The sequence below is a fragment of the Streptomyces griseochromogenes genome (assembly GCF_001542625.1).
Lineage (GTDB): Bacteria > Actinomycetota > Actinomycetes > Streptomycetales > Streptomycetaceae > Streptomyces > Streptomyces griseochromogenes.
In genome coordinates, this window is the sequence record NZ_CP016279.1 from 4,261,503 (window position 1) to 4,276,363 (window position 14,861).

Below are 14,861 nucleotides of genomic sequence, written 5' to 3' on the forward strand. Positions count from 1 at the left end.
CCCTAGGGCAGCAGCTTCTCGACGGCCGCTCGGCCCTCGGTCTCCAGCTTGCGGCGCGCCCAGGCGAGGGTCGCCGGAGTGACGTCCCTGCCCGCCGCCATCACCAGGTCCTCCGGGGTGACGTCCCTCGCGGGGGCGGAGTGGAGCAGGGCGTCCGGGGTGCAGTGGTCGTCGGACGACCGCGACTCTTCGGGTGTGGATGTCGACATGATGCCTCCTCCTCGGTCCGGATGACCGCATCCGTGCCGGTGCCGCCGAACGGGGCACGTTCCTACGATTCCCCGCCGCGGCGCACCCTGCATCCGGAAGGCGCCGCGGCGCCGGGTGAGGTGCGCCTGCCCACGTCGCCGCGGGCCACTCGCCCTAAGCTGGAAGACAGCCCCTACATCGCATCGGGGAGGCCTCAGCCATGGCCGGCATGCCCTTCCAGCATGAGTTGTCCGCGTACCCCCGCTACCTGCCGATCGCCGAGCACGGCCTGATCGGCGACCTGCGCAGCGTCGCCCTGGTCGGCACCAACGGCACGATCGACTGGTACTGCTGCCCGTCCTTCGACGACCCCAGCGTCTTCGCGGCCATCCTGGACGCCGAGCGCGGCGGCCGCTTCGAGCTGGCCGCGGCGGTAGCGGCACGCACCAAGCAGTTCTACTTCCCGGACACGAACGTGCTGATCACCCGGTTCTTCACCGAGGACGGCGTCGGCGAGGTGCAGGATTTCATGCCCGTCTGCTGCGGCGAGTCGGGCGAGGTGCGCAGGCACCGGGTGATCCGGCGCGTGGTGTGCGTCCGCGGCACCGTTCCCTTCCGGGCGCTGATCGCTCCGCGCTTCAACTACGGCGCCGACCCGCACACCCTGCGCTCCCTGGAGGGCATGGTCATCTTCGAGTCCCCGGAGCGGTCCCTCGCCCTCACCTCCACCGTCGCGGTCGAGACCGACGGCCGCGACGCCTGGGCCGACTTCAAGCTGAGCGAGGGCGAGACGGCGGTGTTCGCCCTCGACCAGCTCGGTGAACAGGTCATGCCCCGCGGCTGCGCCCACACCGAGGCCGAGCAGGAGTTCAACGCCACCGTCGCCTACTGGCGCAGTTGGCTGCACCAGTCCCGCTACCGGGGGCGCTGGCGCGAGATGGTGCACCGCTCCGCCCTCACCCTGAAGCTCCTCACCTACGCCCCCACCGGCGCCATCGTCGCCGCGCCCACCACCAGCCTGCCCGAGCAGCTCGGCGGTGAGCGCAACTGGGACTACCGTTACGTGTGGGTGCGCGACGCCGCCTTCGCCGTCTACGCGCTGCTCAGGCTCGGTTTCAGCGGCGAGGCCGCGGCCTTCATGAAGTTCCTGACCACGCACATCAGCCCAGGCGACGGCGCCGCCTCCGGACCGCTGCAGATCATGTACGGCATCGACGGCCGCTCCGAGCTGCCCGAACGCGAGCTGCCGCACCTGGAGGGCTACCAGGGCTCCGCGCCGGTCAGGGTCGGCAACGCCGCCGCCGACCAGCTGCAGTTGGACATCTACGGCGCCCTCATCGACTCCATCTACCTCTACGACAAGTGGGCCGAGCCCATCTCCAGCGGTCAATGGGACGACCTGTGCCAGTTGGTCGAATGGGTGTGCGAGCACTGGGACCAGCCCGACGAGGGTGTGTGGGAGACCCGCGGCGGGCGCAAGAACTTCCTGTACTCGCGGCTGATGTGCTGGGTCGCCATCGAGCGCGCCATCCGCCTCGCCAACCACCGGGGACTGCCCGCCGACCATCGGCGCTGGCGCCAGGCCCGGGACGCCATCTACCGGCGGATCATGGACCATGGCTGGTCCGAGCGCCGGGGCGCCTTCGTGCAGTACGAGGACGCCGATGTGCTAGACGCCTCCGTGCTGATGATGCCGCTCGCCAAGTTCATCGCGCCCACCGACCCCAAGTGGCTGTCCACCCTGGACGCCCTCACCGAGGACCTGGTCTCCGACTCCCTCGTCTACCGTTACGACCCGCAGGCCAGCCCCGACGGCCTGCGCGGCGACGAGGGCACCTTCTCCATCTGCTCCTTCTGGTACGTCGAGGCGCTGGTCCGGGCGGGCCGTCTCGACGAGGCGCGGCTGGCCTTCGAGAAGATGCTCACCTACGCCAACCATCTCGGCCTGTACGCCGAGGAGATCGGCCGCACGGGCGAGCAACAGGGCAACTTCCCGCAGGCGTTCACCCACCTGTCCCTCATCAGTGCCGCCTTCAACCTCGACCGCGCCCTCGGCTGACACACCCGCGCGCCCCGGTACCGGAACGTCCGTCACCGCCCTGCTCCCGTGTCGAACCCTGCGCAGGCAACCACCGACCAGCTGCCTGACGTACCGTCAATATCCCATGGTGGGAACGGATATGAGCACCGCCACGCGCACCGCACGCCGCACCGCAGACCCCGTCGCCTTCGCCACGGCCTCCTTCCCGCTGCCGGCCTCAGCGGGCATCCTGGCCCCGCCGTACGCGTTCGCGGGCGTCCCCGGCCGCACCCGGGCCGCCGACCGCAACAGCGACTTCGACGGCTGCACCGACATCCTCACCGGCGTCCCGGAGGGCACCTGGACGGCGACGGCTACGACGACCCGCGTCGTCGGCGGGCTCAGCGCCGCCGCCGATGCCACCGCAGACGCGGACACGCCCGACGGCCTGGTCGGCGTCCAGGGCCCGAGCACCGCTCCGCAGTGCGTCCTCGACGCCTGTGTGCGCGGTCCTCAGGGCAGTGGCTGCTCCGCCCAGATGATCTTGCCGTTGGCGGTGTAGCGGGTGCCCCAGCGCTCCGCGAGCTGGGCGACCAGGAACAGGCCCCGGCCGCCCTCGTCGGTGCTCGCGGCGTACCGCAGATGCGGGGAGGTCGTGCTGTGGTCGGAGACCTCGCAGATCAGCGTGCGGTCGCGCAGCAGCCGTACACCGATCGGGCCGCGCCCGTAGCGGATGGCGTTGGTGACCAGCTCGCTCAGCATCAGCTCCGTCGTGAACGACAGCTCCTCCAGGTCCCAGTCGGCCAGCCGCCGGGTGACCGAGGCCCGTACCTCCGAGACGGCCGCCGGATCGGACGGCACCTGCCACTCGGCGACCCGGTCGCCGCCCAGAACCCGGGTGCGGGCCACGATCAGCGCGATGTCGTCGCTGGGCCGGGCCGCGAGCCGGTCCAGCACCGTCCGGCAGGTGTCCTCCGGCGAGGCGTCGGGCACCCGGCGCAGAGCGTCGCCCAGCAGCTCCAGGCCGACGTCGATGTCCCGGTCCCGGTCCTCGACCAGACCGTCGGTGTAGAGCACCAGCCGACTGCCCTCCGCCAGCTCCAGATCGGCCGTCTCGAACGGCAGTCCGCCAAGGCCCAGCGGGGGACCGGCCGGCACGTCCGGGAACTCCACCCTGCCGTCGGGGTGCACCAGCGCGGGCGGCGGATGGCCGGCCCGGGCGACCGTGCACCGCCGGGAGACCGGGTCGTACACCGCGTACAGACAGGTCGCGCCGGTGACCGCGGCGGCCCCGTCGGCCGGGGTCTCGTCCTGGTCGATCCGGCCCACCAGCTCGTCCAGCAGGCCGAGGAGTTCATCGGGCGGCAGGTCCAGCGAGGAGAAGTTGTGCACCGCCGTGCGCAGCCGGCCCATCGTCGCCGCCGCGTGCAGCCCGTGGCCCACGACATCCCCCACCACCAGGGCCACCCGGGCACCGGACAGCGGCAGCACGTCGAACCAGTCGCCGCCCACACCGGCCTGCGCCGGCAGATAGCGATAGGCGATCGCCAGGGCGCTCTGCTCCGGCAGACTGCGCGGCAGCAGGCTGCGCTGGAGGGTCACCGCCATGCTGTGCTCACGGGTGTAGCGGCGGGCGTTGTCGATGGACACGGCGGCCCGCGCGACCAGTTCCTCGGCGAGGGCCAGCTCCTCGCTGTCGAAGGGCTGCGGCTTCTGCGAACGGTAGAAGTTCGCCAGACCGAGGACCAGGCTGCCCGCCCGCAGCGGCACCGTGATCAGGGAGTGGATGCCGTAGGCCACCACCTGCTCGGTGCGCTCCATGTCCTGCGCGAGCCAGCCGGGCGCCTCGCCCAGCACGGGCTCGACGACGGACTGTCCCGTCGTCAGGCTCTGGGCCTGCGGCGAGGCCGGCACGAACCGGATGCGCTCGCCCACCGGGTACAGCGGGGCGTCCTCGCGGATGCCGCTGCACGCCGCCCGGCGCAGTGCGGTCCCCGGCCGGGGCTCCTCCCCGTTCAGCACCGCGTCGAACAGGTCCACGGTGGCGAAATCCGCGAAGCGGGGCACGGCCAGCTCGGCGAGCTCCTCGGCGGTGCGGCTCACATCCAGGCTGGTACCGATGCCCACCCCGGCGTCGTACAGCATGTTCAGCCGCTCGCGCGCCACCTCCGCACGGCCCGACAGGGCGCGCAGCTCCGTGGAGTCGCGCAGCGTGGTGACGCTGCCGGGCGGACCGCCGCGCAGATCGGTGGGGCGCTGGTTGATGGCCAGCAGCCGGTCCTTGACCAGGTGCACCTCGTCCGTGGCGATCCGCCCGGAGGCGAGCAGCCCGGCCGTCTCTTCGTCGAGGCCCAGCTCCAGCACGTGGCGCTGCTCGGCGTCGTCGGGCAGGCCCAGCAGGCGGTGCGCCTCGTCGTTGGCGAGCAGCATCCGGCCGTCGCCGCCGACGATGAGCACACCCTCGCGCACCGCGTGCAGCACCGCGTCGTGGTGCTCGTACATCCGGGTCATCTCGGACGGGCCGAGGCCGTGCGTCTGCCGCAGCAGCCGTCTGCTCACCAGGGCCGTGCCCGCGGTGGCCAGCGCGAGCGCCGCGGCCGCCGCCGCGAGCAGCAGCGGCAGCTGCTGGTCGGCGGCCCCGCCCACGTGCGCGGTGGTGATCCCGGCCGACACCAGGCCCACCACCTTGCCGGCGGCGTCCTTCACCGGCACCACGACCTGCACCAGCTCGCCGATGGTCCCGTGGATCTCCTCGACCACCGTTCCCCCGGCCACGGCCGGCGCGATGGTCCCGACGAACTTCTTGCCTATGCGGTCCGGCTTGGGGTGGGTGTAGCGGATGCCGTCGGTGTTCATCACCACGACGAAGTCCACGCCGGACGCCTTGCGGGCCTCCTCGGCCTTCGGCTGCAGGATCGCCGTCGGATCCGGGGCGCGCAGCGCGGCCGCCGTGCCGGGCGCGTTGGCGAACGTCTGGGCGACGGCGAGGGAGCGGTTACGGGCCTCCTGGTTGCTGTCGTGCCGCACCTGGAGCACCTGCGCCACCACGGCCGACACGATCAGCAGCAGCACGATCACCACTTGGAGGAAGAACACCTGCCCGGCGACGCTGTGCCCGGTGATCGCCGAGCGCAGCCCGCCAGGGCGGCCGGCGTCCTTGCCGGGCTCCTCCTGCCGCGGACCCTGTGGTGCGCGCGGGTGCCCGAAAAGACGGGGCGCCCCAGTCGAGGGCCGGGCGGGCAGTCGGACCATGAGCCCATGTCTACACTGCCCCGCCCCGTCAGGCGAGACCGTCGCGCGAGGTGGCGGCCGTCAGACGGAGTGACGCCGTCACCGGCGGTGCGTGGGAGCCCGGCGGCGGGTGGCCAGCAGCAGCGCCACGTCGTCGGGGCGGTCGGTGGCGTGCCGGGCGGTGGAGGTCAGGCGGTCGGCCACCCCGGCCAGCGACCGCCCGCCGCGCCGTCCGGCCGCCGCACCGGCCTTCGCCAGCGCGAGACGCAGCGCGGTGATGCCGTCGTCGATGTCGGCGCCGGGCCGTTCCACCAGGCCGTCCGTGTACAGGGCGAGGATCGCGTCCGGCTCCAGCCGCAGCCCGGCCACCGGATACTGGGCCTGCGGATCCACGCCGAGCACGACACCGCCCGGCAGATCCAGCACCCGGGTTCGCCCGTCGGGGCTGCGCAGGAGCGGCGGCGGGTGTCCCGCCCGGGCCACCCGGGCCTGCCCGGTGGCCGGGTCGAGACGGAGGTAGCAGCAGCTGGCGAACTGCCCCGGGTCCAGGTCGATGAGCAGGTGGTTCGTCCCGCTCAACACCTCGTCGGGCGGCCGGTCGCCGAGCGCGAAGGCGCGTACGGCGCTGCGCAGCTGGCCCATGGTGGCCGCCGCCTGCACCCCGTGGCCCTGCACATCGCCGATGACCAGCGCGAGCCCGTCCCCGGCCTCGACCACGTCGTACCAGTCCCCGCCCACGTCCATGCCCTGGGTGCCCGGCAGATAGCGGCCCGCGGTCTCCACCTGCGGGTGCGCCGAAAGGCGCCGGGGAAGCAGAGCCTGCTGCAGGCCCCGGGCGAGCGCGGCCTCGGTGTCGTAGCGCTGCGCCTTCTCCATCGCGTGCGCGATCAGTCCGGCGAGCGCGGTGAGGACCGTACGTTCCTCCGTGCTGAAGCTGCGCGGCCGTTCGAAGCCGAGGATGCAGGAGCCGACCGGCCGGCCGGAGGAGATCAGCGGCAGGAAGGCGCGGGCGCCCTCCTCGGCGTCCAGGGGGATGCCCGGGTAGGTGGCGTCCAGCTGTTGCATCGACTCGAAGAAGAGCGGACGGCCGGTGGTGAGGGTCTCCACGCCGGGCAGGTGCGCGTCGAGGCCGACACCCTCGAAGGGGGCGAGGAAGCCCTGTGGGAAGCCGGTCTCCCAGGCCAGGTACAGGTGCCGCTCCTGGAGCAGGTAGATCGCCAGGCGACGGCCGCCGAACGCGGGCAGCAGCTCCTGTACGACCACCGCCGACACCTGCCGCGCGGTCACCGCGTCCGTCAGCGCGATGGCGAGGGCGATGGGCCGGTACAACGGCGTCATCGACGGATCGCCGGCCACGCTCCCCTCGGGGGCGTGCGCCTCGGGACCGGCACGGGCCGGCTCCAGGGGGGCGTCCACCCGGCTGGCCGGGACGAGCGTGCAGGTGAGGAACTCGGGGCCGGGGTGGACCGACAGGGCGAGCCACTCGACCTCGCCGGGCCCGCCGGCCGGGCGCCGGGCGTGGAAGTGCACCGGCTCGGCCGACAGCAGCGCGCCGCGCAGATGGTCGTCGTACGGCGGTCCCGTCAGCCACGGCATGGCCTCCGCCAGGGGACGGCCGAGCAGCCACGTCCGGTCGCGGCCCGCCAGCCGGGCCGCGGCCTCGTTGACGTACACCACGAGGCCGATCCGGTCCATGCAGAACACGCCCTGCGGCAGCAGATCCGCCGCGCCGTCCGCGGTCGCGGCCGGACCCGGATCGAGGACGACTCCGTCGACCAGCGGCGCGTCGCCCGCCTCGGGCCCCGGCCACAGATCGAGCAGCCGCGGAAAGCCGCCGCCCGAGCGCACATGCAGCGGAGCGGGCGGCGGCTTCCCGGCGGCGGTCTCGTTCAGCGCGGCCAGGATCCGGCGCGCATCGGACGGGGACACGGCGTCCGCGAGCGCAGGGCCGGTCCCCGCGAACTCGTCAGGCCCGAGACCGAGCAGCGCGTACAGCCGGTCGTCCGCGTGGACCGCCGAGGTCAGCGGATCCCAGGTGAACCGGCCCATGCGGGTCCCGGGCGGCCGGGTGGCGGGCGGCCGCGCGCACAGCGGCTCCCCGTCCCAGGCCACCGCCGTCTCGTCCCCGTCGGCGAGGCCGACCAGCTCGGCCCCCAGCCCCTCGGCGAGCCAGCCGAGCAGCTCGCAGTCCACCAGTTCGTCCACCGTGTCCGACACCGACGGACGCAGCACCGTGAGCACACCCAGGGGCTCGGACCCGCCCGGCACGGGCACATGCACCGACCCGAACGGGAACGGCAGGCCCGCCGCGAACTGCGGATACCGGCGCACCGTCTCCGTGGCGTTCGACAGCACCACCTGGACGCCGAGACGGTAGGCGTCGGCCACCGGGAAGGGCCGGCCGACGTGCAGCCGCCACCAGGGCCGGAACAGTGCTCCGGGCAGTCCCACGAGGACCGCGAGGCGCAGCATCCCCGGGGTGCCGGAACGCAGGTAGACGCCCGCCACGTGGCCCTGGGCCGCGCCGAGTGCGCCGGTCGAGGTCTCGACCAGCAGCTCGGCCAGCCGGGCTCGTGTACGGACCGCCCGCTCCCCGCTCCCAGCCATGGGCCCTACCTCGTCCCGTGTACCGCCGGGTGGATGACACAGCAAGAATGCGCCACTTCGGTGGCGCATCGCACCTGGGCGGGGGAACACGGCGGCGCCGGGGCCACGGCCGCGGGGGCCGGGGTGCGCGAGGCGCTTCAGATGCCCTGGCTCACACCACTGCCTCACCTGGTTTGCGGGGCCCTGTGCGCGCTCCTAGTAATGGACTGCATAACGGCGCGCGCCGCATGCGGGGGCGCTGGTGCGACCGCACCCTTTTCCTGGAGGCCAGATGACCGTCCGACCTTCGTCCCCTGGTCCCTACGACGACTCCGCCATACCGTCCGTGCCGGTGCCGTCCGTGTACGGCGATCCCGTTGTGCCGTCCGTGCCGCCTGTGCCGTCCGCGGACGGCGACTTCGTTCTACCGCCCGCGCAGGGTGACTCCGTCATATCGCCCGCACCGTCCCCTGTCCCCGCCCCCGACCCCGGCAGCCGACCCGCACTGCCCCAGCAGGAGAGTCTCGAAGCCCTGGCGGAGGGCGATTTCGGCCACGCCGATCCGCTGCACGACCTCGTCCACATGGCCGTCGCCGATCGTCCCCTGGAGGACGTCGCCCGGCTCATCACCCTGCTCGAGGAATCACCCGAGCACGCCCGGACCATGTCCGACGCGCTGCGAGCGGTCGGCGTGGACCGGCCCGTCGAGGACGTCACCCGTCTGGTCGCCCTCCTCACCCAGTCGCCGAGGGACTCCCGCAGCGCCGACGAGGCCATCCGTGCCGCCGCCGAGTGCCGCTCCGTGGAGGACGTCATCCAGCTCATGGAGCTGCTGCACCGGACACCCGTCGAGCCCCGCTGCGCGCGTGCGGCCATCGAGGCGGCGGCCGTCCACCGGCCCGTCGAGGAGCTTGCCGAGCTGATCGCCCGGCTGGCCGCGAGCCGGACCGACCGCGAGACGCCTCCACTGGAGACGACCTCGCCCGCAGCTCCCGCGGCGGAGTCCGCACAGCCCGAGTCCGCACAGCCCGAGTCCGCACAGTCCGAGGCGGCACAGTCCAAGCTCGCACAGTCCGCGCCCCTACAGCCCGAGCCGACGCCGCTCGGGACGGCGCTCTGCGACACGGCGCCGCTTCGCACGGCGCCACCCGAGAGGGTGCTCTTCGACGCCGCTCCGCTCCGCTCGGCGCCGCCCCGGCAGACCGTTGCCGAGCCCGTCAGCCCGCTGCCCGCGCCCGTCGTCGCGTCACCGGATCCGGCCCGGCCGGGTACGCGCCAGGCCGGCGGCCGAGCACGCGAGGACGAGCTGGCGAAGGCCCCCGTGCTGGTCGCCCGCGCTGCCGCGCTGATGGTGTTCCTGTGCGGCGTGGCCCACGCGCCGCGCTACTGGGCCGACCTGTCCCAGGCCAACTTGCAGGCCACATTGTTCACCTCGGGGTTCTGCGCCCTGCTGGCCCTGGCCCTGCTGGTGCCGGCCGTGCCGGTGCGGCTGCCTGCGGCGACCGCGGCCCTCGGCGTGACGGTGGCGCTCGCCACGGGGCAGGTGCTGGGCGGCCGGTTCGGGCTGCCGGACCCGGCCCGGCTGCGGACCGCGCACCTGGCCCCGCCGTGGCTCGCCGGTACCACGGCGGCCGCGGCCGCGCTCACGGCCCTCACCGTGCTGCTCGTCGCCCTCACCACGCTGAACTTCCGGCGCGGCGACGGACCTGGTCAGACCGCCGTCACGGCGGGCACCGGGCGCAGCACCAAGTGACCGTCCGCGCGGGCCGCGGCCATGGCGAACGGAAAGGCGTGCGCCTCCAGGCACATTTCCACGTCCTCCGGGTGGACACCCGTCCAGCCCAGCCGTACCCCCTCGGCGAGCCGCGCGGCGGCGTCCGACTGCCGGGCCCGCTCCAGGTAGGGCCCGGGTTCGGTGTCGGCCGAGTCGGCGAGAGCCGCGATGTACTCGGCGCAGGCAAGGTCCTCCTCGGCGCGTCCGCCGTCGCCGGTGACGACGAAGGTCACCGTGTCCGGCCGGGTGCGCCGCAGTGCCTCGGCGGTCGCCCCCGCCACCACGAAGCTCGCGCACAGCAGCAGCCGCGCGTCCGCGACGGCCAGCGCCCCGGCAGTGCCCGCCGTGGTCTTCTGTACGACCGTGCGGCCCCGCACATCGAGCGAGCGGAGCCGGGCGGGCGAGTTGGCCAGGTCGAAGCCCGGCACCGGCGCTCCGTCCTGGAAGGCCAGCCAACCCGGGTGACGGGCCTTCAGCTCCAGTGCCTCCTCCTGTGTCTCGGTGAAGACGATCTTCTCGGCGCCGCGCCGGAACGCCCAGGCGGCCACGGTGAAGGCGCGCATCACATCGACGACGACGGCGACGTCAGGGGCCGTCGGGCGGTTCGGGATCCCGGTGAAGGCAGGGCGCATCGCTCAATTGTGCGGTACGCGGGACCCGTGCAAGGCCGGTTCACTGCAAGACCGTTCAGGGTTCGATGGTCCCGTACGGCAGCGGGCGGGCGGCGCGCAGACTGCGCAGGGCGAAGAGCAGGACGCCGATGTCGTCCAGGTAGACCGGGTCAGGCAGCAGGTCGGTGGGCAGCACCAGATACAGAACCGCGCCCCAGAACACCCAGCGCGGTCCCGTCGGCAGCCCGGCCCGGCGCAGGGCCGCCCGGGTGCGTACCAGCCGTACCAGCAGGCCGACGGCGACCGCGAGCAGCAGCGCCGCGACAACGACGGCGGTGATCACGAGCACGGTCACGGTGGAATCCATGCGGCCTCCTGTCGTCGGTGGGCCCCGCGCTTCCCTGCCCTTGCCTCTTCTTCCCCGTTCCGGGTGCCGTACCGCCGCATCCCTCCGGCAGGGCGAGCTACGACGGCCGGTCCTGCGTGCCGGCGGTGTCCGTGCCGTCGGTGCCGGACGCGCCGTCCGCGCCGGGCGCCGGGCGCGCCGCCTTGGGGGTGAACCTCAGCCGTTCGAACGTCCGCGTGAGCTGCTGGAGCGGGGTGGGCGTCCGGGTGCCGGGCCGCTCCTGCCGCTGGGGCAGGGCGGGCGCGGGCGTGTCGCGGTAGGCGGCCAGCGCCTGGTGGGCCTGCTCGGCGGCATCCCGGTACAGGTCCCGGGACTTCGTCATGGCCTCCAGCGCCTCGGTGTACATGGCGACCAGCTCGCGTTGACGCTCCAGCTCCTCCTGAAGGGTCGTCAGGGTCCAGTTCTCACGCAGGTCGGCGAGCGCCTCCCGGGCACCCTGCGGCATCGGCCGGGGCAGCGCGACGAAGTGCCGCAGGGCCGTGACGATCGGGGTGGGCTCGGAGCCGTCCAGGAAGACGCTGCGCACGCTGTGCTCCCGGCCGTCGTAGCCGTCCGGCGCCGGGTCCGGGGGAAGCAGCACGGCGCCACCGCGCGGCACCTCGACGCCGCGGTCCTTCAGGGCCCAGTTGACGGCGCGCAGCTGCTGGGGCGCGGCCCGGTGCTCCACCACGCGGTGCCGCAGCCCCGGCGGCAGCAGACGGGCCAGCGGCAGCCGGCCGCGCTCGTCCGGGGTCATCGCCTCGTGCACGACGAGGTTGACGCACCAGGCCTCGCGGGCCGCGTCCCGCAGCCGTCGGCGCATCTCCTTGTCGTCCTCGGGCAGCGCGTTGACCTGGCGGAAGCGCAGGCCGACGACGGTGGGGTGATGGTCCCAGGCGCCGTCGTCGCCCTCAGCGGCTGCGGCCTCGGGCCAGAACAGTGTCGCGGGCGAGGGCCAGGCGTCGTCCCACGGGCGCTCCGCCTCCGCGACGAGCGTCCATTCCTGTCCCTCGGGCCGATCCCGCGCCGGCGCGAGGGTGAGCCGGGCCCGCACGGTCACCGTTGCGCCGGCCCGCCAGCGCGCCTCGAAGATCCGGTGCGCGGCGTCCTCGGAGGCGGGCGGCTCGGCGAAGTCGTCGATGTCCCCGCTCTCCTTGTGCCGGCTCAGCGCGCGGCGGACGACGTCCTCGGCGGCGGGGCCGGTGTGGCGGCCGCGGGCCGCCCAGAGGGTCTGCGGGATGGCGGCGTGGTCGGTGGCGGAGTTCGACATGAGCCAATCTGCTGATGGGGGTGGGTGTGCCTTCCAGTATCACCGCCCGGCGGCGGGATGCGACGGCCGGGGGTCTCGGGCGAGCAGCGTGGCGAACGCGCACTCCGGCGCACGGTGGCGAGGATGCGCCGCCGCGCGCGAAAGGGGGTCCGGCGCGCCCCGCACACGGGATGCGTGCCGGGCACCCGGGGCGCACCGCCCGCGCGTCACGCGGGTTGCGTTCACACGTCCCGGGGCCCTCGCACGCCGCCCACAATGGTCCGGCGAACGGGGCCCGCCCGCCCATCCGCTCAGGGACGGGTCCCGTTCGCCGTCGGCCGCTCCGCGATGTCGCGGCTCCCGCCCACTCGATATATATCGGCAGCCGATATATCCTGTCCGCATGGCATCGAGGAACATGACCCGAGCGGCGTTCTTCGTCCTCACGGCGCTCGCCGACCAGCCGCGGCACGGCTACGGCATCCTGCGCGAGGTCGAGGAACTGTCCGACGGGGAGGTGCAGCTGAGAGTCGGCACGCTCTACGGGGTGCTGGACCGGCTCACCGACGACGGGCTGATCGTGCTGGACCGGGAGGAGGTGCAGCAGGGCCGCCTGCGTCGCTACTACCGGCTCACCGACGAGGGAGTGGCCGCGCTCGACGCGGAGGCGGAGCGGATGGCGGCCGGTGCCGGGGCCGCGAAGCGCCGCATCGCCGAGGGCCGCCGCGCCACCACCCCGGCCGACAGCGCACCCGAACGCCCCACGACACCCGGACTCGCGGGAGGCTTCGCATGACCACGCTGCTGGAATCCCGCTACCGCTCCGTCCTGCGCCTGCTCCCCGCCTACTACCGTCGCGAACGGGAGGAGGAGATGGTCGAGACGTATCTCTGGGACCTCGACCGCGACGAGCAGGACCAGAGCCGCCCCACCGTCGGCGAGGTGGCGAGCATCGCCGCCCTCGCCGTGCGCAGCCGCCTGGGCGCGCCCGGGGCACCGCGCCGCTACCTCCTCCTCGGCTCGGCCGTCCGGCTCTTCGCGCTGTTCGCCGTGCTGATCCAGGCGGCCGCCGCGGTCGTCGACCTGGTCCTCGAAGTGACCTGGGCCGTCAGCAGGGGCGGCGCGGAGCGGCACCTGTTCCTGTCGCAGTTCACCGGCCGGGGATTTCCCATGGGGGTGGTCACCGCCGCCCTGTGGATCCTGCCGCTGCTGTGGACGGTGGCCTACTTCGCCCTGCTCCACGACCGCCGCGGCCTCGCCCGGGCGTCCGCGCTGCTGGCCGCAGTGCCCAACCTCTGGCCGCTGATCGGTCCGCTGACCGGCGCGCTGGTCGCCCCGGACCCCGCGTTCGCCACCACCTTCGGGCTCCTCGCCTGGCTGCCGGCCCTCGCGCTCTGCGCCGCCCACCACCGGGACGCACCCCCGGCCCGGCTGCCCGTGGGCTCACCCGGACTGGTCTTCATGGCCGCATGTGTGCTGGCGGGCGCGTCCGTCGTGATGCTGCCCGCCGCCCCCGACCTGGCCTGGGCACCCGCGAGCTGCTTCGTCGTGGGCGCGCTCGGCTGGCTCTTCTGGCAGGCCCGGGGCAGCGAGGCCGCGACACCCGGCGCCGGACTCGCCCTGGCGGCCCTCGGCCTGCTGATCCTGGCGGTGCGGGTCGCCGCCGTCTACCCCTGGCTGCATGTGCCCATGGTCGGCGTATATCTCGGCGGCGCGCTCGTGCAGACGGCCGCGCTCGGCCTGCTGATCGTGGCGCTGGCGGTGGTGGGCCGCCGGGACCTCGTCGCGGCCGAGCCGAGTCTGACACGAGGTGACGTGACCTGACGTGATCGGCCCGCCCCGGGCTCAGTGCGGGAAGACCCGGGGCGGCCGCTGCCGGGGCAGTTCCTCACGGAAAGCCGTGATGACCGAACTGATCTGCCGCATCAGGACCGTGCCCTCCAACCGGTCGAGGTAGAGCCCGGCGCGAGCCACCGCGGGCAGGTCCGCACAGAAGTAGAGGGCCATGAGCGGGTTGACGAACAGCTCGCTGTCCCGGGTGCGTTCGGTGAACCGGACGTCGCCGAAGTCGCCGCGCACGGCCGCCGCGACGGATCCCTGGACGATGCTGGGGTGGCCGGCGTGGCACCGCTGTGCGTGGGCCACCGCGTCGAGGTAGAGGGCGCCCTCGCGGCTCTCGCGGGGCAGCGAGAACGCGCCCAGGTAGGCGCCCTCACGGTCCAGAGCCGCGAGATTCTCCAGGAACAGCGAGTGGTTGACGCCGTGATAGGCGTCCACTCCGAAGCCCAGACAGGCCACCAGCCGGTGCGGGACCTCGTCGAGACCGGCGACGGCGGCCAGGCTCGCCATGTCCTCCTCCGGCGTGCCCAGCCCGTGCTCGTCGCCGCGCATCAGTATGTCGGTACCGCCGTCCACCAGCACGACGGCGTCCACGCCGCCCAGATGATCGAGGAGCGCCCGGTAGGCGGCGCGCAGCGGATCGACGCCCGTGCGGGGAAAGGCGTACACGGTGTCGGGCAGCCCCTGCGCCTCGAGCCACCGGGCGAGCGTGCGCTCGGGGAAGTAGTCCCCGCGCAGCGGGGTGTCCGGGCGGACGGCGGCGACGTCCTGCTCCACCCAGGTGTCCAGGCTCAGGCCGTACAGGTCGGAGAAGGACAGGTTGGCCAGATGGACCTCCGTACCGGCCGACCGCAGCGCGAGCGCCAGGGGCAGTCCGGCGTAGACGTCGAAACCGCCGCCCGCACCGGCGACGAGCACCCGGCGCGCTCCGCGCAGGCGGGTGAAGAAAGGGGGCTCGCTCAGGGAGAACACCGAAG

General features: G+C 73.7%; 12 protein-coding genes. 5 read left to right on the plus strand and 7 right to left on the minus strand.

Features of this window, described 5'->3' with window-relative positions; genetic code table 11:
• Positions 1-2: 2 nt before the first annotated feature.
• Positions 3-209 (minus strand): hypothetical protein, encoded by a 207-nt coding sequence (locus AVL59_RS18070; RefSeq protein ID WP_067305440.1) that lies wholly within the window; start codon positions 207-209, stop codon positions 3-5.
• A gap of 200 nt (positions 210-409) precedes the next feature.
• Between AVL59_RS18070 and AVL59_RS18075 the strand changes: the two genes are divergently transcribed.
• Both AVL59_RS18075 and AVL59_RS56025 read left to right on the plus strand, forming a co-directional pair.
• On the plus strand, positions 410-2,248 hold the full coding sequence (locus AVL59_RS18075; RefSeq protein ID WP_067305442.1) for a glycoside hydrolase family 15 protein: 1,839 nt from the start codon (positions 410-412) through the stop codon (positions 2,246-2,248).
• 121 nt (positions 2,249-2,369) lie between these two features.
• The gene (locus AVL59_RS56025) at positions 2,370-2,771 is read left to right on the plus strand and encodes a hypothetical protein (RefSeq protein WP_067305445.1); all 402 of its coding nucleotides are present in this window, start codon (positions 2,370-2,372) and stop codon (positions 2,769-2,771) included.
• Here AVL59_RS56025 and AVL59_RS18085 read toward each other — a convergent pair.
• Positions 2,723-5,461: a SpoIIE family protein phosphatase gene (locus tag AVL59_RS18085; RefSeq protein WP_079146762.1), complete on the minus strand. Its 2,739-nt coding sequence runs from the start codon at positions 5,459-5,461 to the stop codon at positions 2,723-2,725. The two genes, AVL59_RS56025 and AVL59_RS18085, sit on opposite strands and share 49 nt — an antisense overlap.
• Positions 5,462-5,539: 78 nt before the next feature.
• Positions 5,540-8,047 carry a SpoIIE family protein phosphatase gene (locus tag AVL59_RS18090; protein WP_067305448.1) on the minus strand — a complete coding sequence of 836 codons (2,508 nt, stop codon included), beginning with the start codon at positions 8,045-8,047 and terminating at the stop codon, positions 5,540-5,542.
• A gap of 271 nt (positions 8,048-8,318) precedes the next feature.
• On the opposite strand from AVL59_RS18090, the gene AVL59_RS18095 reads away from it, so the two are divergent.
• Complete coding sequence (locus AVL59_RS18095) at positions 8,319-9,779, plus strand: hypothetical protein (protein ID WP_067305450.1); 1,461 nt, start codon at positions 8,319-8,321, stop codon at positions 9,777-9,779.
• On the opposite strand, the gene AVL59_RS18100 is transcribed toward AVL59_RS18095, so the two are convergent.
• The 3 genes from AVL59_RS18100 to AVL59_RS18110 all read right to left on the minus strand — a co-directional run bounded on the left by AVL59_RS18100 (position 9,737) and on the right by AVL59_RS18110 (position 12,066).
• Positions 9,737-10,432: a 2-phosphosulfolactate phosphatase gene (locus tag AVL59_RS18100; protein ID WP_067305452.1), complete on the minus strand. Its 696-nt coding sequence runs from the start codon at positions 10,430-10,432 to the stop codon at positions 9,737-9,739. The two genes, AVL59_RS18095 and AVL59_RS18100, sit on opposite strands and share 43 nt — an antisense overlap.
• Positions 10,433-10,487: 55 nt before the next feature.
• Positions 10,488-10,778 (minus strand): YkvA family protein, encoded by a 291-nt coding sequence (locus tag AVL59_RS18105; protein WP_067305454.1) that lies wholly within the window; start codon positions 10,776-10,778, stop codon positions 10,488-10,490.
• Between the two features lie 97 nt (positions 10,779-10,875).
• Positions 10,876-12,066 carry a hypothetical protein gene (locus tag AVL59_RS18110; protein ID WP_067305456.1) on the minus strand — a complete coding sequence of 397 codons (1,191 nt, stop codon included), beginning with the start codon at positions 12,064-12,066 and terminating at the stop codon, positions 10,876-10,878.
• 397 nt (positions 12,067-12,463) lie between these two features.
• Between AVL59_RS18110 and AVL59_RS18115 the strand changes: the two genes are divergently transcribed.
• Together AVL59_RS18115 and AVL59_RS18120 are read left to right on the plus strand one after the other, a co-directional pair.
• Entirely contained in the window at positions 12,464-12,841 is a 378-nt protein-coding gene (locus tag AVL59_RS18115; RefSeq protein WP_067305458.1) for a PadR family transcriptional regulator, read from the plus strand.
• On the plus strand, positions 12,838-13,869 hold the full coding sequence (locus AVL59_RS18120; protein WP_067305461.1) for a hypothetical protein: 1,032 nt from the start codon (positions 12,838-12,840) through the stop codon (positions 13,867-13,869). The genes AVL59_RS18115 and AVL59_RS18120 overlap by 4 nt, the downstream gene beginning before the upstream one ends.
• A 21-nt stretch (positions 13,870-13,890) precedes the next feature.
• On the opposite strand, the gene AVL59_RS18125 is transcribed toward AVL59_RS18120, so the two are convergent.
• A complete protein-coding gene (locus tag AVL59_RS18125; RefSeq protein ID WP_067305464.1) occupies positions 13,891-14,856 on the minus strand; it encodes a DUF1152 domain-containing protein in 966 nt (321 codons plus the stop codon).
• Positions 14,857-14,861: the final 5 nt, after the last annotated feature.

What these genes read in the sequence shown, in the direction of transcription:
- AVL59_RS18085 (WP_079146762.1), bottom strand. Translation starts at nt 5,461, where the DNA reads ATGGTCCGACTGCCCGCCCGGCCCTCGACTGGGGCGCCCCGTCTTTTC.
- AVL59_RS18100 (WP_067305452.1), bottom strand. Translation starts at nt 10,432, where the DNA reads ATGCGCCCTGCCTTCACCGGGATCCCGAACCGCCCGACGGCCCCTGAC.
- AVL59_RS18115 (WP_067305458.1), top strand. Translation starts at nt 12,464, where the DNA reads ATGACCCGAGCGGCGTTCTTCGTCCTCACGGCGCTCGCCGACCAGCCG.
- AVL59_RS18070 (WP_067305440.1), bottom strand. Translation starts at nt 209, where the DNA reads ATGTCGACATCCACACCCGAAGAGTCGCGGTCGTCCGACGACCACTGC.
- AVL59_RS18120 (WP_067305461.1), top strand. Translation starts at nt 12,838, where the DNA reads ATGACCACGCTGCTGGAATCCCGCTACCGCTCCGTCCTGCGCCTGCTC.
- AVL59_RS18075 (WP_067305442.1), top strand. Translation starts at nt 410, where the DNA reads ATGGCCGGCATGCCCTTCCAGCATGAGTTGTCCGCGTACCCCCGCTAC.
- AVL59_RS18105 (WP_067305454.1), bottom strand. Translation starts at nt 10,778, where the DNA reads ATGGATTCCACCGTGACCGTGCTCGTGATCACCGCCGTCGTTGTCGCG.
- AVL59_RS18090 (WP_067305448.1), bottom strand. Translation starts at nt 8,047, where the DNA reads ATGGCTGGGAGCGGGGAGCGGGCGGTCCGTACACGAGCCCGGCTGGCC.
- AVL59_RS18110 (WP_067305456.1), bottom strand. Translation starts at nt 12,066, where the DNA reads ATGTCGAACTCCGCCACCGACCACGCCGCCATCCCGCAGACCCTCTGG.
- AVL59_RS18095 (WP_067305450.1), top strand. Translation starts at nt 8,319, where the DNA reads ATGACCGTCCGACCTTCGTCCCCTGGTCCCTACGACGACTCCGCCATA.
- AVL59_RS56025 (WP_067305445.1), top strand. Translation starts at nt 2,370, where the DNA reads ATGAGCACCGCCACGCGCACCGCACGCCGCACCGCAGACCCCGTCGCC.